The 20,661-nt window shown below is 51.8% G+C and carries 15 protein-coding genes; 14 read left to right on the top strand and 1 reads right to left on the bottom strand.

All coding sequences use genetic code 11. From position 1 onward, the window contains the following. Nucleotides 1–3,717, top strand: a complete 3,717-nt coding sequence (locus KQJ23_RS05485) for a cobaltochelatase subunit CobN (protein ID WP_216477689.1) — start codon at nucleotides 1–3, stop codon at nucleotides 3,715–3,717. A gap of 527 nt (nucleotides 3,718–4,244) precedes the next feature. On the opposite strand, the gene KQJ23_RS05480 is transcribed toward KQJ23_RS05485, so the two are convergent. Continuing rightward, a complete protein-coding gene (locus KQJ23_RS05480) occupies nucleotides 4,245–5,117 on the bottom strand; it encodes a helix-turn-helix transcriptional regulator (RefSeq protein ID WP_216477688.1) in 873 nt (290 codons plus the stop codon). 171 nt (nucleotides 5,118–5,288) lie between these two features. Between KQJ23_RS05480 and KQJ23_RS05475 the strand changes: the two genes are divergently transcribed. The 13 genes from KQJ23_RS05475 to KQJ23_RS05415 all read left to right on the top strand — a co-directional run bounded on the left by KQJ23_RS05475 (nucleotide 5,289) and on the right by KQJ23_RS05415 (nucleotide 20,584). Further along, nucleotides 5,289–7,466 (top strand): glycoside hydrolase family 3 C-terminal domain-containing protein, encoded by a 2,178-nt coding sequence (locus KQJ23_RS05475; RefSeq protein WP_346779349.1) that lies wholly within the window; start codon nucleotides 5,289–5,291, stop codon nucleotides 7,464–7,466. 13 nt (nucleotides 7,467–7,479) lie between these two features. Continuing rightward, entirely contained in the window at nucleotides 7,480–8,409 is a 930-nt protein-coding gene (locus KQJ23_RS05470) for an ABC transporter permease (protein ID WP_216477687.1), read from the top strand. A gap of 116 nt (nucleotides 8,410–8,525) precedes the next feature. After that, nucleotides 8,526–9,398 (top strand): carbohydrate ABC transporter permease, encoded by an 873-nt coding sequence (locus KQJ23_RS05465; protein ID WP_216477686.1) that lies wholly within the window; start codon nucleotides 8,526–8,528, stop codon nucleotides 9,396–9,398. Nucleotides 9,399–9,599: 201 nt separating this feature from the next. Further along, nucleotides 9,600–11,276: an ABC transporter substrate-binding protein gene (locus KQJ23_RS05460; protein WP_216477685.1), complete on the top strand. Its 1,677-nt coding sequence runs from the start codon at nucleotides 9,600–9,602 to the stop codon at nucleotides 11,274–11,276. Nucleotides 11,277–11,347: 71 nt separating this feature from the next. After that, entirely contained in the window at nucleotides 11,348–13,405 is a 2,058-nt protein-coding gene (locus KQJ23_RS05455; RefSeq protein ID WP_216477684.1) for an alpha-glucuronidase family glycosyl hydrolase, read from the top strand. Nucleotides 13,406–13,656: 251 nt separating this feature from the next. After that, nucleotides 13,657–14,349: a class I SAM-dependent methyltransferase gene (locus KQJ23_RS05450; RefSeq protein WP_216477683.1), complete on the top strand. Its 693-nt coding sequence runs from the start codon at nucleotides 13,657–13,659 to the stop codon at nucleotides 14,347–14,349. A gap of 37 nt (nucleotides 14,350–14,386) precedes the next feature. Then, nucleotides 14,387–15,322 (top strand): nickel ABC transporter permease, encoded by a 936-nt coding sequence (gene nikB / locus KQJ23_RS05445; protein WP_216477682.1) that lies wholly within the window; start codon nucleotides 14,387–14,389, stop codon nucleotides 15,320–15,322. A 23-nt stretch (nucleotides 15,323–15,345) separates the two neighbouring features. Beyond that, nucleotides 15,346–16,152, top strand: a complete 807-nt coding sequence (locus tag KQJ23_RS05440) for an ABC transporter permease (RefSeq protein ID WP_216477681.1) — start codon at nucleotides 15,346–15,348, stop codon at nucleotides 16,150–16,152. Nucleotides 16,153–16,165: 13 nt separating this feature from the next. Then, nucleotides 16,166–17,773 carry an ABC transporter substrate-binding protein gene (locus tag KQJ23_RS05435; RefSeq protein WP_216477680.1) on the top strand — a complete coding sequence of 536 codons (1,608 nt, stop codon included), beginning with the start codon at nucleotides 16,166–16,168 and terminating at the stop codon, nucleotides 17,771–17,773. Between the two features lie 2 nt (nucleotides 17,774–17,775). After that, nucleotides 17,776–18,705 carry an ABC transporter ATP-binding protein gene (locus tag KQJ23_RS05430; protein WP_216477679.1) on the top strand — a complete coding sequence of 310 codons (930 nt, stop codon included), beginning with the start codon at nucleotides 17,776–17,778 and terminating at the stop codon, nucleotides 18,703–18,705. Between the two features lie 13 nt (nucleotides 18,706–18,718). Beyond that, entirely contained in the window at nucleotides 18,719–19,486 is a 768-nt protein-coding gene (locus KQJ23_RS05425; protein ID WP_216477678.1) for an ABC transporter ATP-binding protein, read from the top strand. Between the two features lie 108 nt (nucleotides 19,487–19,594). Beyond that, nucleotides 19,595–20,035, top strand: a complete 441-nt coding sequence (locus KQJ23_RS05420) for a Fur family transcriptional regulator (RefSeq protein ID WP_216477677.1) — start codon at nucleotides 19,595–19,597, stop codon at nucleotides 20,033–20,035. 18 nt (nucleotides 20,036–20,053) lie between these two features. Beyond that, nucleotides 20,054–20,584, top strand: coding sequence for a GNAT family N-acetyltransferase (locus KQJ23_RS05415; protein WP_216477676.1), 531 nt, complete (start codon nucleotides 20,054–20,056; stop codon nucleotides 20,582–20,584). Nucleotides 20,585–20,661 lie beyond the last annotated feature (77 nt).

The raw sequence follows: 20,661 nt of genomic DNA, 5'->3' as shown, positions 1-20,661 counted from the left end.
TTGAAAATCATCGTATTGACGAACAGCGAGGCATCACAGGCTCACTTGTCGGCAGCGTACCGTATGCTGGATGAGGCGCAGCGGGATCAATTGCAGCTTGCCGTCGTCGACCCGGGAGGGCCCGAATCCGTCAAATCGCCGCCGGGCCTGGAGACGAAGCTTGGGGCGGATGCCGCAGACTTTGTGATATTCGATGCGCACGGCGTTCGCAAGGAAGTTGTGGAACAAATCAAGCTGCTTCTAAGCCAAGGGGTGGCGCAGTTCGTTCCTGTAGGCGGGGATGCGGCCGAGATCCGCTCCTTGTTCCGGCTCGGCGGACTGACTGCGGACCGCTTGCCAAGCCCGGGTGCAAAAGCAGAGACAGGACTGCCGAATGAACTCGGGAAGGACTACGACCGCTATGTAAAAATAACGGAATATTGGCGGGGCGGCGGGGCAGAAAATATGCTCGGCTTGCTCTGTCTGGCGGGCCGGGAGTATGGCGGGTGCAATCTGCTGCCCGTCCCTCCCGATCCGGTCCTCGTTCAGGAACTATGCCTGTTCGACCCGCTCAGGGGCAATCGTTTTTCGACCCTGGCGGACTTCCGGAAAAGCAGGGGATATACGGAGCATCTGCCTAAGGTAGCGCTATTCTTTCTAGGTAACGGCAATCCGCTGGATATTGCGGAATGTATCGGGGAGCTGATGAACGGCATCGAGGCATTTGCCGATGTTTTGCCGGTGGCTTTTCCTTCCGTCATGCATATTTCGCTGGAGCGTCTTCGCGAATTGCTGGTTGAAGAAGGTCAGCCGGTCGACTTGATTGTTAATCTGCTTCCCTTCCGTCTGGGGATCGGTCCGGGGGGAGGCGGGGCTTCATCATCATCTCCAGCCGGAGCAGGCGGTGCGGTGGATTGGCTGGACGCCTTGGGAGCGCCGATGCTGCACCCGTTTTTCTTATCCGGCACGACAGAGGAGGAATGGAGGCAGTCGGTTCAGGGAGTAAGTCCTTCGCAGCTTATGGTTCAGGTTGTGCTGCCGGAGCTGGACGGAGCCATTGAGACCTTTCCGATCGCTGCTCTGCGCCGTGAAGGAGAGGATCAGGGGCTGGGCGTTGCGCTCAGCAGGCTGGCGCTACTTCCCGATCGGGCCGAACGGCTGGTCGGACGCGTCCGGCGTTGGCTGGAGCTGAAAAGAAAGGCAAACCGGGAGAAGCGGTTGGCCCTGATTTGCTATAACTACCCTCCCGGCGAGGCCAATGTGTTCGGAGGCACGTTTCTGGATACGTTTGAATCGGTGTCCCGGCTGCTCACCCGGCTGAAAAAGGAAGGTTACGATGTTCAGGAAATATCCGCGGAGGAGCTGCGCTCCCGCTTTGTCGAGGGCGGTCTGGTCAACTCCGGACAATGGACGGGCGAGCAGGCCGCGGACGAAATGATCCGTTACAGCGACCCCGACTTTGCAGCCAAGTTAGCCGCCCGTTCATGGGGCGCCGAGGCGGAAGCCCGTTGGGGCGAACCTCCCGGCGAAATGATGTCGGAGCAGGGGGCCTTTTTGATTCCCGGCATCGTGAGCGGCCATGTTTTTATTGGCTTGCAGCCTTCGCGGGGCATCCATGAGGCTCCCGAGAAGTCCGTGCATGATCGTTCCCTGCTTCCGACGCATCAGTATACCGCCTTTTATCAATGGCTTCGCGAGGAGTGGGAGGTGGATGCGGTCGTTCATATCGGCACCCACGGCACGCTGGAGTTCCAGCGCGGCAAGGAATGCGGCATGTCGGGCGACTGCGTGCCGGACGATTTTCTTGGGGAGCTTCCTCACCTGTACTATTATTACGTGGGCAATCCCTCGGAAGCGATGATCGCCAAACGCCGCAGCCATGCGGTGCTGGTAGGCTATCAAGCGCCGCCGTTTGTCGAGGCTGAGCTGTACGGCGAATGGGCTGAGCTGGATTCGCTTCTGCAGGAGTACCGCGAGGCGGAGCAGCTGGATCCCGGCCGCTGCTGGGATATCCTCCGCAAGCTGGAGGAGACGGCCGAGGCTCTGCACTTTGCCGCGAAGACGCCGGAGGACATGGAGGAGGAGCTGTACCGGATGCAGCGGTCCATAATTCCAAGCGGCCTGCATGTGCTCGGCGACGGCCATTCCTCCGAAGCGGCCGCCGCTTACATGCGGTTTGTGCTTCGCCATGAGCGGGGAACGGTCCGTTCCTTGCGGGGGCTCTTGGCGGAGCGCAGCGGCAAGAAGGCGGAGGAGCTTGCCGCGCAGAGGCAAACGGATGAACTTCGGAGACTGGATCAGGAGGCGGAAGAATTGGTTGCCGGGTACCTTGCAGCGAGGGAGCTTCCGTCCTCCTGGGCGAAGGAGCCGGCGGAATGGCAGGAGGCCTTGAAGCGGACGCTGGAATACGGCTATCAGGCATACGAGAACTCCATGAACAACGAGGAGATGGAGGGATTGTTGAAAGCACTGGATGGGCGCTATCTCCGGGCCAAGCTGGCCGGCGACGCGATGCGCTCTCCGGAGGTGCTGCCGTCTGGCCGCAATCTCTATCAATTTGACCCGCGTGCCGTACCGAGCGTTACTGCCGCAGAGCGGGGGGCGCGGACCGCCGACAACTCAATTAGGCAGTACTATGACAAGCATGGCGAATATCCGGGCACAACAGCCATCGTGCTGTGGGGACTGGAAACGTCGCGGACGCAAGGTGAGACCATCGGGCAGATTCTTCGCTATCTGGGCGTACGCGCCGGAAGAGGGCTCGGGACGTTCCGTACCGAATACGATATCATCCCGCTCTCCGAGCTGGGCCGTCCGCGTCTGAATGTCGTGGTTCACATCACCGGATTGTTCCGCGATATGTTTCCGAATCTGCTGGAGGACCTGAACCGGATTTTCCACCGTCTCTCCGAACTGGATGAGCCCGAGGACATGAACCTGTTCAAGGCTCATACCTGCAAGACGCAATCCGGATTGCTCTCGGCAGGCTATGGCTCTGAGCGCGCCGCGGATCTGGCGAACGCCCGGATCTTTGGCCCTGCGGAAGGTCAATACGGGACGGGCATGACCAAGCTGATCGAGACGAAGCAATGGAGCGAGGAAACGGAGCTGGGGCAAGCCTATGAGAATAGTCAGCAGTATGTCTACAGCTTGGAGGAACGCGGACGGGCGGAGCCGGAGCTATACCGCACTCATTTGCTGGCGGTTGATGTCGTTTCGCAAATTCGCGGCAGCCATGAGTGGGAGGTTACCGATTCCGATCATTATTATGAGTATTTCGGCGGCTTATCCAAGTCCGTCGAGATAGCGAAGGGGATGCCGGCGGAGATTCATATTACAGACACGACCGGGGAGCTGCCTTTGACAGAATCGGCGGAGCAGTCGATCGTCCGGGGGGTACGCACCCGGTTAACCAATCCGAAATGGATCGACGCGCTGCTGGAGCATGATTACCATGGAACGCAAAAGATCGCACAGCGCTTCGAAAATATACTCGGACTTGCGGCGACGACGAACAAAGTGGAATCGTGGGTGTTTTCCGCACTGCATGAAACCTATGTCGCGGATGAAGCCCGCAGCCGTCAGTTGCTAGAGAACAACCGATTCGCCTATCATCAAATGCTGGAGACCCTGCTGGAATCTCACCAGCGCAGCTATTGGCCGGCAACGGAGGAAGAGCTCGAGGAACTCCGCAACCGCTATTTGGAGCTTGAGGGAGAGATCGAAGAGAGGATTTAAATGAGAGGGAGTCCCGAAAGTAAATTTTTGTACAGCCTTAGTAGCAAAATAGAGTGATATTCATACAAAAACCAAGGAGCTAAGCGGCCTTCTCTCGCTTGGTGCCTTGGTTTCTTGCGTCCCTGCGGCTTTCTTGAGCAAATGAGGAGCGAGGGAAAATCCGCCCGACCTCCAAACTGGCTTTGGCAAGCAAGCCCCGAGGCTTTAGTGACATTCTGCATTATAAAGACCGCACGAGCACCCATGCCAGCAATTTTAAAGCCTTTTGTCATTTATTTCGCCGCACGAGCACCCACGCCAGCAATTTTAAAGCCTTTTGTCATTTATTTCGCCACATGAGCACCCACGCCAACAATTTTAAAGCCTTTTGTCATTTATTTCGCCGCACGAGCCGCTCGCCAATAAATTTTAGTGCCTTTCGGCACTTATTTCGCGACGCAAGGCGTAACCTCACATTGAAAAATGTACCCCCCTATCATCTACGATGGTTTGGGACACCCTCTTCACATTGTCCGCTGGCTTAGGCATTAAACCTTGTGAATCCCATGCAACAGCTTGTAATCCGAAGGCGTGCATTTTTTGTAGTTCTTGAATACGCGGTTGAAGGTAGGCAAACTGCCGAAGCCGGAGCTCATGGCGACCTCCATAATCGATAAATTCGGATCAATCAGCAGCTTCTCCGCATGCATGATCCGATGCTGGTTGAGATAATTGTAATAGGACATGCCCACAAATTGCTTGAACAACCGCATGAAGTGAAATTTGCTGAAGCCGGCCAGGTCGGCCAGTTCCTCAACCTGGATCTCTTCAGTGCAGTGCTCGTTGATATAGTTGCATACTTCCAGCAGCTTATCGATGTATTTGTGCTGCTGTTTTTGGCTCTTTCGGTTGGGAAAACGCCGTTCCAGGCGCATATAGTTCCGGCCAAGCACGACGAAAAATTGAATCAGCATGGCGTAAGCGGAAGCTTCCTTAAGCAAGGACCGGCTGAAATACTCATCCATCAGCTCAAGCAGCAGCGGCCTCAGCGCACCATGCAGTTCCTGATCTTGATGGGAAGCGATGATGATGTAAGGACGAAGCAGGTGAAATGTGGAATCAAACCCGTTCAGCGGATAGAGAAGCGTACTGTCAAACTGCATGATGATCCTCTTTCCCGTTTCCGGGGCAAACAGCTGATGCAGCTCGCCCGGGGGGATGATGAGAATATCCCCGGGATTCAGGAAGATCCGGGTATCATCGACGACCGCCGAGTAATTGTTTTCGATCGGCATGATCACTTCAGCAGCCGTGTGCCAGTGAATCGGGTAATCCTCAGCCTCTTGGTTCAAATAGATACGAATTCCGAAATGGTCCCGGTAAGAAACTGTCTCCTTGGCGCCATTCAGGCTTTCAATCATCAGGATTCTTCCTTTCTTAGTTTCAAATTTAGCAATATTTGAGAAGTCAAAAGCTAAATTCACGAAGAAATAACGAAATTAAAGCCGATATAATAAAGCCAATGAAACCGCATACAAAATGATACCATGCGGGAAAAGAGTTTATCAAATTCTATTTTATCGGAAAAACAGGTGAAAGATGAGGTTGAAGTGATGGTCGAACTCGTAAACAACCGTGAGAAGATTAATCAGTATAGGGCGCGAGCTCAAAGTCTCGTCGAGCAGATGACGCTGGATGAGAAGGTGCATCAAATGCTGCACGCCGCTCCGGCGATTCCGAGGCTTGACGTCAAAGCCTACAATTGGTGGAACGAAGCGTTGCACGGTGTCGCCAGAGCCGGCGTGGCCACCGTATTTCCGCAGGCGATCGGGCTTGCGGCCGCTTTCGATGAAGAGCTGCTGGAGGAAGTGGCCGATGCGATTGCTACGGAAGCAAGAGCCAAATTTAACATGCAGCAGCTGTATGAGGATACGGATATTTATAAAGGTCTGACTTTCTGGGCGCCAAACGTTAATATTTTTCGTGATCCAAGGTGGGGCAGAGGGCATGAAACCTACGGGGAAGATCCTTATTTAACATCAAGACTTGGCGTCCGTTTTATTCAGGGCCTGCAGGGCCATGACGAAAATTATCTCAAGCTGGCCGCTTGCGCCAAGCATTTTGCCGTTCACTCCGGACCGGAAGGTCTCAGGCATCAGTTTGACGCGGTCGTGTCTGCTCAGGATTTGTATGAGACGTATTTGCCGGCCTTTCAGGCTTGCGTAGAAGAAGCTAAGGTTGAAGCGGTCATGGGCGCCTATAACCGGACGAATGGTGAACCCTGCTGCGGAAGCGAGCTTTTGCTTGAACAAATTCTCCGCGGCGAATGGCAGTTTGACGGGCATGTCGTGTCGGATTGCTGGGCGATCCGGGATTTTCACGAGCACCATCATGTAACGGAAAATGCCGTTGAATCGGTCGCATTGGCGGTAAACCGGGGTTGTGATTTGAACTGCGGCAGCTTGTTTCTATTTTTGCTGGATGCGGTCAAGGAAGGACTTGTTACCGAGGAACAAATCAACCGCGCGGTGATCCGGCTGTTCACGACCCGCATGAAGCTTGGCCTGTTTGACGAGCCGGAGCAAGTACCGTTTAACGCGATTGCCTATAACGAAGTGGATACCCCCAAGATGCAGGCGTTAAACCGCAAAGCCGCCCGTTCCAGCCTGGTGCTGCTGAAGAATGAAGCCGGCCTGCTGCCTCTGAGGAAAGACGCGATCGGCACAATAGGCGTTATCGGGCCCAATGCCAATAACCGCAAGGCGCTGGTCGGTAATTACGAAGGGACAGCTTCCCGCTATATTACGGTTTTGGAAGGCATCCAGGATTATATCGGCGACGCTGCCCGCATCTTGTATTCCGAGGGCTGCCATTTGTACAAGAACGGCATCAGCGGGCTCAGCACCGGAAACGACCGGATTTCCGAGGTCAAGGCCGTCTGTGCGGAGAGCGATGTTGTCGTGGTTTGTCTGGGGCTGGATGCAGAACTGGAAGGGGAAGAAGGGGATACCGGAAACCAGTTCGGCAGCGGGGACAAACCGGATTTGAAATTTCCGGGACTTCAGGAGGAAGTATTGAGAACCGCTTATGCCAGCGGCAAGCCAGTGGTCTTGATCGTATTAGCCGGGAGTGCGCTTGATCTCAGTTGGGCTGACGAGCATGTTCCGGCGATCTTGCAGGGCTGGTATCCGGGCGCTCAAGGGGGACGAGTCATTGCGGAAGCGTTGTTCGGCGAATTTTCTCCGGAGGGCAAGCTGCCGGTGACGTTTTACCGCTCAACGGAGGAGCTTCCCGCCTTTACCGATTATTCGATGAAAAACCGGACATACCGCTACATGACGGGCGAGGCATTGTATCCGTTTGGTTACGGGCTTTCCTATACCGATATCGTCTTGGACGGCGTGAAGCTGGATACGGAACGGATCACTTCCCAAGGTGTTCAGGTAACCGCCTTGTTGCGCAACGACGGCAAAAGGGCAGGAGGAGAAACACTGCAGCTTTACGTCAAGGCCGAGCGGGCCGGGACGCCTAATGCCCAGCTAAAGGCGCTCCGAAAAATTCACCTGGAACCGGGTGAGACCAAGGAAGTGAATTTGCATTTGCCGGCTTCCGCTTTCGCTTTATGCGACGAGGAAGGAGCGAGCAAAATTCAGAAAGGAACCTACACCGTCTACGCAGGCACCTCCCAGCCGGACCAGCGAAGCCGCAAGCTGACCAGCAAGCAGCCCGAGGCATTCACGCTTATGGCCGACAACGAGCTTGAGATATAAGGAGTGATTGATAATGCCATCCAGTAACAAGGCGGAAGGCGTGAGCCCGCTGTGGGTACACGTCAGAAAAGAGTGGAAGCTGTATTCATTTTTAATCATTCCGGTCGTTTATTTTCTCTTGTTCAAATATGTGCCGATGCTTGGGAATATTATCGCTTTCCGCAAATACAGGGGCGGTCCCAATTTGATGGGGACCGAGTGGGTCGGACTTCAATATTTCGAGATGTTCATGAAGGATCCGGCCTTTTGGCGGGCGTTCCGCAATACCCTGTTTTTGAGTGTTGTTTATCTGTTATTCCGTTTTCCGCTTACGCTCGGCTTTGCCTTGCTCTTGAACGAGATCGTGCGGATCAAGATCAAGAAATTTGTACAGACGGTTTCGTATCTGCCGCACTTCATTTCTGTCGTTATCGTCGCCGGGATGGTTAAAGAAATGGTTTCGTTAACCGGTCCAATCAACACGTTGTTGGCTAATATGGGGTTTGAGAAAATCGGGTTTATCTCCCTGCCGGAGTGGTTCCCGACACTGTATATCGCTTCCGGGCTTTGGCAAGGGCTCGGTTGGGGCACGATCCTGTATTTGGCGGCGATGACCGGGATTAATACGGAGCTTTACGAAGCCGCGAAAATCGATGGCGCAAATCGCTTCCGGCTGGCTTGGCACGTGACGATTCCAGGGATTTTGCCAACCATTATGACGCTCTTGATTTTGGATATCGGGGGTATTCTCGGATCGAACTTCGAGAAAATCCTGCTGCTTTATAATCCGTTGACATATGAAACCGCGGACGTTATTTCCACCTATGTATACCGGATGGGTATCACGGGAGGGAACTTCAGTTACGCTACCGCCGTCGGGTTGTTCGAGGGCATCATCGGTCTGATATTGGTGACTGCCGCCAATGTGATTTCCAAGAAAACGACGCAGTCGGGCTTATGGTAATGCGTGTTCAAAAAGTCGGGTTTTCAGGACCTTCGACGTCGATTCCGCTCCCTGCATTACATCATCATGGGAAGACGACTTTTTGAACAACCTCTAGTAGAAAGGAGAGGACAGATATGAAAGCTTCGGCTTCCGACCGAACATTTCAAATTGTAAACGGGCTTATTATGACGCTGGTCGTGTTAGTGACATTATATCCGTTTGTCTATTTGGTCGCCCAGTCCTTTAGCTCGGAGGCGGCTGTATATGCGGGTAAGGTCAGCTTTTATCCGGTGGAGTTCACGACCAGAACGTATGAGATTATCTTGAGCAAACCGGACTTCTTCCGGTATTACGGCAACACCATTGTGTATTCAGTGGTAGGTACGGCCATTTCGGTCTTCGCCACAGCGGTGCTGGCCTATCCGTTATCCAAAGAAAAGCTGCGCATGAACAAGTTTTTTATTCCCTTTGTCCTGTTTACGATGTATTTCAGCGGCGGGTTGATTCCGAATTACATCCTGGTCGCCAAAACACTGGCTATGCGTGACACGATTTGGGCCATTATTATTCCCGGCGCCATCAGCGCATTTAATGTCATCCTGATGAAGACCTTCTTCGCAAGCTTGCCGACAGAGGTCGAGGAAGCGGCCAAGGTAGACGGCTTGGATGTATACAGCATCTTTTGGCGGATTATCTTGCCGTTATCGAAGCCGATTCTCGCCACGATGGTGCTGTTCGTCATCGTCGGGATCTGGAATAACTGGTTCGGACCCTCGCTTTATTTGCAAACGAAGGCAAAATGGCCGGTTGCGCTGTACCTCAAGCAGGTTATCGATAGTGCGATCAGTCCGACCGAAATGGGCGCCACGTCCGAGGAAACATCGCAAATAGCGGCGACGGTTAAGTCTACGGCTATGGTGCTTACCTCTTTGCCGATCATCTGTGTGTATCCGTTCGTGCAGAAGTATTTTGTCCAAGGGATGATGATTGGTGCTGTAAAAGGGTAACAGGATATTTCATTATATAGATTTCCTCGTTACAAGCTATTCATAGGTTCACCAAATTCTAAGCCTATGCTTCCGAAGCGAGTTTTGTATGAAGTCAATTCAGGAAGCTGCGCTCACAAAACTAAGCGTATGCTTTCGAAGCGAGTTTTGTACGAAGTCAATTCTGGAGGCTATGCTCACAAAACATTTAGGAGGTTAGCTATGAAAAAGAAGGGGATTCACAAATGGTTGGGGGTCATGATGGCGGTAGCGCTGGTCTTCGGGCTGGCGGCTTGCTCGGGCTCAGACAAGAGTGCCAATAACACGCCGGCACCGGCCAATGAGGGCACAAACAACAAAAATGCAGAGGAAGCTCTGGACTACACCTTTGGCGAAGGTGAAACGTTCCACTCTAATGAACCGGTTACCTATTCGATGATGTACAGTGATCACGAGAATTATCCTTACAACGAAAACTGGAGATTCTGGAGCGCGGTCAAGGAAAGAACCAACGTAGACTTCGATTTGTCCATTACGGCTAGAACGGAATACGAAAACCAGAAATCGCTGCTTGTGAACAGTGGCGACGCTCCTTACATCATTCCGAAAACGTATGAAGAGGCAGCCTTTGTCGCCGGCGGACAAATCGTGCCGATCAGCGACTGGGTTCAATACATGCCGAATTATATGAAAGCGGTTAAAGATTGGGGTCTGGAGGAGGATTTGAAGGTCAAGCTTCAGGCGGATGGTAAATATTATGTGCTGCCTGGTCTTTGGGAGGTTTCCGGGGGCGGATACTCCTACATCATCCGTAAGGATATCTTCGAAGCGGCTGGTATTGATGTAGAGGCTGAAGAAGGAAAATGGACGTATGAGGATTTCTATGCAGCGCTGAAAAAGGTCAAGGAGTTTACCGGAAAAGACAATATTTTCTCCGATGAATTCAAAGGAGAATCCACGCTGAATATCGCCGGGGTAGCTTACGGCGTGACCGGCGGCTGGGGTAAAGCAAACGGCATGAAGTTTGACCACGAGAAAAATCAGTTCTTTTTTGCAGATGCATCGGAAGATTTCAAAGCTTACGTTACTTATTTCAATAAGTTAATTAACGAAAAGATCATGGATCCGGAGTCGTTCACTCAAGAGGATGATGCTGCTCAAGCGAAGTTCTTTAAGGGCGATAGCTATGTCATGAACGGCAACTACCAGCTGATGGCCGATTTCCAGACGAAGATGGAGGATCCGAATGCCGAACTATACATGATCGTACAACCAGGCGGTCCTAAGGGAATGCTGCAGATGGAAACATCCCGCCTCGAGAACGGGGTTATGATCAGCCAAAATGCGCTGAAAGATCTGGGTGAAGAGAAATTCATCAAAATGCTGCGTTTCGTCGACTGGCTGTGGTATTCCGATGAAGGTCAAACACTCAGCTTATGGGGTGTAGAGGGCGAAACCTACACCAAAGATGCGGAAGGCAACTTTGTATTGGATCCGGATATCTCCTACAACGGCATGAACCCTACGGCTACGAAAAAGCTGAATGTCGACTTTGGCTTTGGGAACGGGATGTTCGCTTATGGAGGTTCCTCCAAGCTCAAGCTGTCCAAAATGACGCCAGGGGAGCGGGACTACAACGACCGGATATTCGCGACGCGCGAGGCGCGGAAGATTGATCCGCCAATCATGGCTACAACGGATCAAGCCGAACAACTGAACCTGATCCAGACGCCGCTGATGGACTTTGTCAGCACGATGACCTTGAAGTTTATTACCGGACAGGAGCCGCTCTCCAACTGGGATAATTATGTAGCTACGGTAGAAGCAAACGGCAGCAGCCGCTACGCGCAAATGGCTAACGAAATTTTTGAAAGCACGAAAAGTCTGCTGGGATATTAAATTAGCGCAAAAGAGCCTGGTAAGCCTTTACGGTGCGCCGGGTTCTTTTTTAATGGAAGGGAGAAAGAGAGATGAAGGTTGCAGAGCAGGCCGGATATGATGCCTGGCTGGGAAGAAGGGCTTTGACGGACAAAGATCAAGTCTCTTCCCTGACGGATTGGGCAAGCAGGATTATCGCGGAAGAGAGCGATGAATGTATTCGAACGGCAGCTTACGAACTGACGGAGACGATCACAGCCTGGACGGGCAGACGTCCGGACAATGCCGTTCCGGCAGATGGAGGGGGATGCTTGCGGATCGGGACGTTCCAGGGATGTTCAGAAGTTGCAAGCGCCTTTAGTGAAGTAGAAATGTCGGCGGTTCAAGCGGATGGCTTCCGCCTTCGGCGGGCTGGTCAAAGTATCATCATCGCGGGTTCGACCGGCCGGGGAGTACTGTACGGGGCATTTGCCCTCCTGCGTTTAATTAAGACAGGGGAGCGGCTGAATGAGTTAGACGAATTGAGCAATCCGGCAAATGGCCTGCGGCTGATCAACGAATGGGACAATGTTGATGGAAGTATCGAACGCGGATATGCGGGACGCTCGATTTTCTATGCGGAAGGGGAAGTGGTTCCAGACCTGTCCCGAGTCCGCGATTACGCGAGGTTGCTGGCGTCGGTGGGAATCAACGGCATCGTCGTCAATAACGTTAATGTACACAGAGAGGAGACCTTGTTTTTGAGTGAGCGGTATCTCCCTAGGATCGCAGATATGGCAAATGTATTTCGTGCATATGGCATTCGCCTGTATCTTAGTATTAATTTTGCCGCACCGATAGAAATGGGCGGTCTCGCTACGGCCGATCCTCTCGAAGAAGCAGTTCGTACCTGGTGGAAGGATCGAGTGAAGGAAGTCTATAAATGGATTCCCGATTTCGGCGGGTTCCTTGTCAAGGCGGATTCCGAGTTTCGTCCGGGACCCTTCACTTATGGCCGAGACCATGCCGATGGGGCCAACATGCTGGCGGAGGCTTTGGCGCCGTATGGCGGTATCGTCGTCTGGCGCTGCTTTGTCTATAACTGCAAGCAGGACTGGCGCGACCGGAAGACAGACCGTGCACGCGCCGCTTACGATCATTTCACACCGCTGGATGGCCGGTTTAGGGATAACGTCGTATTGCAGGTGAAGAATGGCCCGATGGATTTTCAGGTCCGGGAGCCGGTGTCTCCGCTGTTTGGTGCGATGCCGCATACGAATATGCTGATCGAATTCCAAGTTACGCAGGAGTATACCGGTCAACAGCGCCATTTGTGCTACCTTGTTCCGCAATGGAAAGAAGCGCTTGATTTCGATACCCATGCCCGAGGCGAAGGATCAACGATCAAGAAAGTCGCGGACGGCTCGTTGTTCGGACGACCGCTGGGCGGATTCGCGGCGGTGTCCAATGTTGGCGATGACGCCAACTGGACGGGACATCCGCTTGCTCAAGCGAACTTGTATGGCTATGGCCGTCTTGCCTGGAATCCGGAGTTAGCTGCCGATAGAATTGCGGAAGAGTGGATAAAGCAGACCTTCGGAGATCATGATCGCGTTATCAAGACCCTTCTTGCCATGTTGATGTCTTCATGGAGCTTGTACGAATCATATACCTCACCGCTCGGTGTCGGCTGGATGGTCAAGCCGAATCATCATTACGGCCCGGATGTCGATGGCTACGAATATTCAATGTGGGGCACCTATCATTTTGCCGACTGTTACGGCATTGGGGTGGATCGGAGCGTACGAACGGGAACGGGTTATGCGAGCCAGTATCATCGTCCTCATTCGGAACGGTTTGAATCCGCCGAGACGACCCCGGATGAACTGCTGCTCTTTTTTCATCACGTTCCTTACACACACCGGCTTCATTCCGGCAAGACGGTCATTCAGCATATTTACGATTCCCATTTTGAGGGTGTAAAGGGATCCGAGGCGTTGGCCGAACAGTGGGAAGGGCTAAAAGGATTGATCGACCATGATATTTTCGAGCAAGGGCGAAGCCGGCTTCAGGAGCAAATCGAGCACGCCAAAGAATGGCGGGACGTCATCAATACTTACTTTTGGCGCAAGAGCGGCATCGCGGACGAGCACGGCCGAACGATCTATTGATTTTTTAACTATAGTCTCTTCAAGCTAAGGATCAATGGGGAATGAGGACACTAAAATATAAAGAGCCCGGTGTACACGTAGGTATGCCGGGCTTTTTGGCTTGCCGTCCGAATAATATCTAAGACCATTTGTGCTATCTAGGTGAAATAGATTCAATACACGGTTGGAACATTACAGTTGACAGTCCTCAGTCAGGCATGTATTCTGATTTTATTAGTAATTTTTACGATTAGTGAAGTGGAGGATTTTTTATGACGGATCAACAGCTTTACGATGTGTGGTGGAATGATCGGGAACGGGGGGAGCAAGCGATGGAGGACAACCATCAGCCCCATTGGCGGAAGGTCGTCAGCATGATTGAAGAGACGGATTTCAGCACATCCCGTGTGCTCGATTTCGGATGCAATCAAGGGGGCTTTCTCAGGTTTTTGTATGCTCAAAAGCCCTTCTTGGACGGAACCGGGGTTGATTTGGCCAAGCAATCCATTGAAGTAGCGAACGCGCGGAAAAATGATTTGCCGATAACTTATGAGGTGACCGCACATGTCGATAAATTCAATCATGCCTTTGATATCGCCTTCAGTATTTCCGTCATTTATCTGATTCAGGATCTGGCGGAGCACGCCTGGAAAATCAAGCAGGCTCTTAAGCCGGGAGGAGTATACTATTGCACCTATACGGATTACAGCAAAAACCCCAGCTTGCTGCATTACAAGAAACAAATTGACCGCCACGGCTCGCTGCCGATGCAACTGCACTCCCTAAACGATATTGCGGATGCTTTTTTTCAGGAGGGCTTTAAGGTAGAACTGCGCAGAATGCCGCCTCCAGGCTACATTACCATCGATCCTAACGATATGTGGTTTAACGCTATTTCCGATCGGATGCAATATGAATATCAAGAAGCGTACATTTATCGCTTCACTGCTCCTTCCGCAGAGTGATGGACAAGCTGCATTGGAACCGGGAGGAGGCTAGGCTTTGATTCGGGCTGCTGGAAAAAGCATGGGTTCGTTTCTCGTCACACTGATCGGTATTACGGCGTTGTCGTTTGCATTATCCTACCTATCTCCCGGTGATCCTGCCGAAATGTGGCTCACCGAAAACGGAATCGCGCCTTCGGAGGAATTGCTGCAAAAAACAAGGGAGCAGCTGGGGCTGAATCGCCCCATTCCCGTACAATACATTGCCTGGCTGGGAGATTTGCTGCAAGGAGATATGGGCGTCTCCATCAAGTCAAACCGTCCCGTAGCGCAGGAACTGATCAAAGCCTTGCCGCATACGCTTCTGCTTGCCGTTTCGTCCATGCTGGTTACGATGGCCGTTGCGGTTCCTTTGGGAGTGGCCTGCGCGAAATATCAGGGCTCTTGGTTTGACCGGTTGATTCAGCTGACCAATTACATTTTTGTATCGCTTCCCGTGTTCTTTATTTCACTGATATTGATGTATCAATTGTCTTATAAGCTTAAGCTTTTGCCCGTCATCGGGGCCGGAAGTCTTAAAGGGCTGATTCTCCCCGTGCTGGCTTTATCGCTGAATTTGATCTCTGTTTATATCCGACAGATTCGTTCGGTCGTGCTCCGGGAGCTGCAGCATGATTATGTTGCAGGACTTTATGCTAGAGGAGTACCCGGCCGCGTCGTGTTTTTTGTGCATATTTTGAAAAATACGCTTACGCCCATCGTCACGCTAACGGGCATTTCCCTTGGCGTGTTGCTGGGAGGAACGATTATCGTAGAGAGCATCTTTAACTGGCCTGGCTTGGGGAAGCTGGCGGTTGAAGCGATTGAATACCGGGATTACCCTGTTATTCAGGGCTATGTCGTATGGATGGCATTTATTTATTTGCTGGTGAATGCCATCATCGAGTTCCTTTATCTGCTGCTGAATCCAAAGCTGAAAAGGATCGGAGGGTGACAGGACTGGACAAGCAGAAAAAAATGAAAACAGGTCTCATTTTAAGTCTTGCGTTAGTTGGCAGCATTCTGCTTCTTGCCTTGTTCGGATCGCACCTCGCCCCTCATGATCCCTATAAAACGAATTTGGCGCTGGCACAGCTTTCACCAAGCTGGGAGCATCCCTTCGGGACAGATCATTTAGGTAGATGTGTCTTCTCACGGATCCTGTCAGGCGCATCGGTGTCGATTTTTTCCGCGCTGGTTGTTGTCCTGGTTGCCGCGGCTTTCGGTACGGCTATAGGCGTGATTTCGGGTTATGTTGGGGGGATCGTCGACGCCCTCTTGATGCGGATCACTACGATCTTTCAGGCATTCCCCTACTTTTTACTGGCGGTGGCTGTTGCCGGAACCTTAGGGATCGGGTTGATGAACGGCATGATTTCGCTGGCGGTCGTCTTTTGGACATCCTATGCCCGGCTGGGAAGAAGCTTGGTCCTAGGAATCAAAAATGAGAATTACATTAAAGCTTCCCGGCTTTGCGGAGCCGGAAATCATCACATCGTTTTGAAATACATGCTTCCCAACATCGGTTCGCCGATTCTGATCACAGGTGTTCTCGATATTAGCGCCGTTATTTTGAGCATGGCCGGACTATCCTTTTTGGGGCTGGGGGCCCAGCGTCCAACAGCGGAGTGGGGAGCGATGATGAGCGAAGCCAGAAATTATTTACAGACGGCTCCATGGGTCGTTATTTTTACCGGGTTTGCGTTGTTTGTCGTCGTGGTTTGCTTTAACTATCTGGGCGATACCCTTCGCGGGTTACTGGACCGCAAAGCAACCGGAAAATAAAAGAGGGAGAGATATGAATATGAAAACAAAGGCGATCACAATGACATTAATCTGCCTGATATTCACAGGTTTGTTTTCCGGCTGCGCAAGCAAAAGCGAACAGGAGTCCAACGGGCAACAGAGTTCAACCTCACAACCTGTCGCGTTGGCTGAAAAAGCCGAGGAAAAAGTACTGACTTTCGGCTCGGTTGGTTATTTTTACAATGAACAATGGGATCCGGCTTACGGCTGGGACGGTTGGGCAATCGGCTCTTATGGAGTCGGCGAAGGCTTGTTCCGTTTAGATGACGCGTTCAAGGCGGTGCCTTGGCTCGTGGAGTCCTATCAAACAGCGGACAACAAAACCTGGGAGTTTATTTTGCGCGATGACGTTGTATTTCATAATGGCGTCAAAATGACGGCAGAAGCGGTTAAAAGATGCTTCGAACGTACGCTTGAGGTCAATGAACGCGCCAAAGAGCTGCTGCCGATCCAAGGATTTGAAGCCTCGGGACAAAGCTTGAAGATCGTGCTCTCGGAAGCGGCGACCGGCCTGGCCAATGATTTGACGGATCCCCTATGGACCGTTTATGACGCTGAAGGCTCTACGGATTTCGCTGAACAAACATATTATACCGGCCCTTATATTCCAAATGAATTTAATCCCGGGGTGGAGCTTGTCGTTGTTAAGAACGAGCATTATTGGGGAGAGGCGCCAAAGCTGGACAAGGCGATCTTCAAAACAGTCAAGGATGCGGATGCCTTGACGATGGCCTTTCAGAACGGTGAAATTGACGTTGTCGTCCAGGTGCCGGAAACCGCGATCCCTGTTATTCAAAACGCCGAGCATCTGAAAATCGATACCAGCACAGGCATGAGAACCCAGCTGATTCGCTTCAATATGCAATCTCCGGCCGTACAGGATGCAGCAGTGAGAAAAGCCATCAGTTATTCGATTGATCGCGACAGCTATACGAAAGTCATTTCCAACAATACAACGGTTCCATCCTACGGCATTTATCCGGAAGCTTTCACATTTGGAGGAATCAAAAATGTAACTGCGTCAGTAACCGCTTTTGATCCGGAGAAGGCAAAACAGCTTCTGGCCGATGCGGGTTTTGCCGATACGAACGGAGACGGCATTCTGGAGAAGAACGGAGTGAAGCTGTCGTTAAAAATGATCGGGATAAGCGCACAGAAGGAGATGCTCGAATTAAGCCAGGTGCTACAAAGCCAGCTGCAGGAAATCGGAATTGATTTAAAGGTGGAGTCGATGGAAAACATCAGCGAAGCCAGAAAAAACGGTGAATTCGACTTGACCTATGAATCTTATGTGGCCGGTTCCACAGGCAACCCGCAAGCATTTATCGAGTATATGTTCGTTACGGACGGAAGCAACAACTTCGGCAAATATTCCAATCCCGAAGTGGATGCATTGGCAGCGAGTCTTCATAAGGCTTCCAGCGAGGAAGAGAAGAATGAGGCGATTACCGGGATTACCCAGCATATTTTGGATGATGCGCCGTTCATATTTTTTGCCCATAAAAACTTTACATGTGTCTACAATAGCGAAACCGTAGCCTACTTTCATGCCCAACCGTCTGAATTTTATATTCTGGATTCTTCGACGGAAGCCAAATAACGATGACGGAAGACGCCATGCTGCTGCAAATCCATGATCTGAATGTCCGGTACCATCATTCACCTGTTGTCAAAGGGATCGATTTACGGATAGAGGACAAGCAAACGGTAGTCATTGTAGGCGAGAGCGGAAGCGGGAAAAGCACACTTTTGCGCAGTATTATTGGCCTGTTGGGGGAAAATGGAGAAATCGTATCCGGGGATATTATTTTTGAAAAGCGAAGCCTGCCCGGCTTGCCGGAAGAAGAATACCGCAAATTGAGAGGCTCAGGGCTATCGATGATCTTTCAGAATCCGGAGGCATTTTTGGATCCCCGGATGCGGATACAGGAACAGTTCCATGAAGCCGTCAGAGTACATCGGCCAATGGGCAGGAAACAAGCGCTCCAACAAGCAGCTGCGCTGCTTGCCGAGATGCAGTTTATCGATCCCGCCAGCATCCTTAAAGCCTATCCTTTTGAACTGAGCGGGGGCATGTGTCAGCGCATAGCCATCGCGATGGCCATAGTGAACCAACCAAAGCTTATTTTGGCCGATGAGCCTACCAGCGCATTGGATGTTACGGTACAAGCCGAAATGATCGAGCTGATGATTCGCATGCAAAAAAAACATGACCTCTCTATCCTGCTAGTTACTCACAATATGCTTGTCGTCGAGAAAATGGCGGACATGGTCGGTGTGATGTACCAAGGAAGGCTCGTTGAATGGGGAACGAAGCAAGAGGTTCTCCGTCATGCCCGCCATCCGTATACACAAGGGTTGTTGCGTGCAGTTCCCAGGCTGGAGACGATCAGCCGGGATGCCATGCATCCCGGTCCTGCGGATGATAGAAAAGCGGTAAGAGAAGGGGATAGCATGAGGGAGGAAGTTCAAGCGGATCGAACGCCTGGGAGAAAGCATTTTTCATCAACCCATTGGATACGGGAGGAATAAGAGGAACCCACTTATGGACGATCACGTGATTTTGGAGGCAAAGGCCCTGAAAAAAGTGTTTCATCGGTCAAATTCAAAGGTCACCGCAGTTGACCTCATTGATTTATTTGTCAAAAGCGGAGAATGCTTTGGCCTGATCGGGGAAAGCGGCAGCGGTAAATCTACGGTGGCCCATATGATCGCCGGACTTCTGGATGTCACGGAGGGCGAAATCGTTTTTGATGGGACCCGGCTCCCAAGCAAACCTTGCCGCAAGGGCTTTCTTCAGCGTCAACGAATGCAAATGATTTTCCAGAATCCGTCCTCCTCCTTTTCACCGAGAATGACGCTGCTATACTCGATTTGCGAAGGGCTTCGCTATCATAGCGGGATGCCTCGCCGGCAAATGGAGGAGAGAGCGTACCATATGATGGATATGGTCGGATTAAAGAGGGAGTACGGCAAGCGTTATTGCGGAGAACTGAGCGGCGGAGAATGCCAACGGGCGGCTATTGCCCGAGCCATTATCAGCAGCCCCAGTCTGCTGATTTGCGACGAAGCCACCAGCGCACTGGATGTGTCCGTCCAATCCCAGATTGTGAGGTTGCTTATGCAGCTAAAACAGGAACTGGGCCTCTCTCTCCTGTTCATCACGCATGATATCGCTCTCGTTAGCCGGATTGGAGACAGAATCGCAGTGATGAAGGAGGGCAGGATCATCGAAGAAGGGAGCTCTGCACAAATCATTTCCCATCCGGAACATCCTTACACAAGGAAGCTGATCGCTTCCGCCACTACCTGATATGACAACTCTCCCTTTTCTTGATAAAATAGAAGGATAGAATTTTTTGCGGGCTGGGCCTAGCGGACCAGACGCTTTAGATGTCAAGGAAGGGAATGTGCGCAGGATATGGAAAAGAGCCACTCCAAGGTTCAAGAGATGCTGGATACGATGGCGCGTAACGGGTGGAGGGTAACGGAGCAGCGAAAGACGCTGGCTCAGATTTTTGCCGATTATGACGGTTATTTATCACCCAAGGATGTCTATGATCAAATGTCCGTTCATTATCCAAGCATGAGTCTGGATACGGTATACCGCAATCTTCGAATGCTAAGTGAGATGGGCGTGCTGGAGCATTTCTATTTCATGGAAGGCGGCTTGAAATTCCGGGAAAATTGCGCGGCGCACCATCATCATCACCTGATCTGCATTAACTGCGAAAAGACACTGGCCTTCGACTTCTGTCCGATGGATCATGGGCTGGAGCTGCCGGGAAATTATAAGGTGATCCGGCACCGGTTCGAGGTGTACGGAATCTGCGAGGCTTGCCAGAACGTAACAGAAGGATAAACAGGAGATTAATTCTAAATGAGTCAGCTAAAACAGTTTGAACGTGTATATGAAATCATGTCGGCATCCTTTCCGGTGACGGAATATCGTACCAAGGCCGGGCAAGAGGAGCTTCTGGTCCGGCCGGAGTATCGGCTGCTCACGGAGAGAGACGAGGAAGAGCGGATCATTGCTTTTCTGGCAGTCTGGGAGTTTCCTGAGCTGCGTTTCATTGAGCATCTCGCGGTTGATCCATCGGTGCGCGGGGGCGGGGTTGGCAACAAGCTTGTGAGAAAATGTCTGGAGGAGCAATTAGGGGAGCAATCGGTGAAGCCGACGATCCTCGAGGTAGAGCTGCCGAAGGACGAGTTGTCCGCAAGACGGATCTCTTTCTATGAGCGGCTGGGCTTTCGCCTGAATGAATACAGCTATGTTCAACCGCCGCTGCGGGAAGGCGGGAAGCCGCTGCCGCTGAAAATCATGAGCTATCCAAGGTTACTCACCGAGCAAGAGTTCCTCGCTTGCAAGGACATTCTGTACAGCAAAGTTTATCGTGTGCGGGAGAGTTGAATTAAGAAGAGGGTGTCCCAAAAGTAACTTTGGATTACCCTACCAACAAAATAAGATGATATTCATAAAAACCAAGG

Source organism: Paenibacillus brevis (genome assembly GCF_018919145.1).
GTDB classification, from domain to species: Bacteria; Bacillota; Bacilli; order Paenibacillales; family Paenibacillaceae; genus Fontibacillus; species Fontibacillus brevis.
This window is presented reverse-complemented; position numbering and strand designations above follow the sequence as displayed.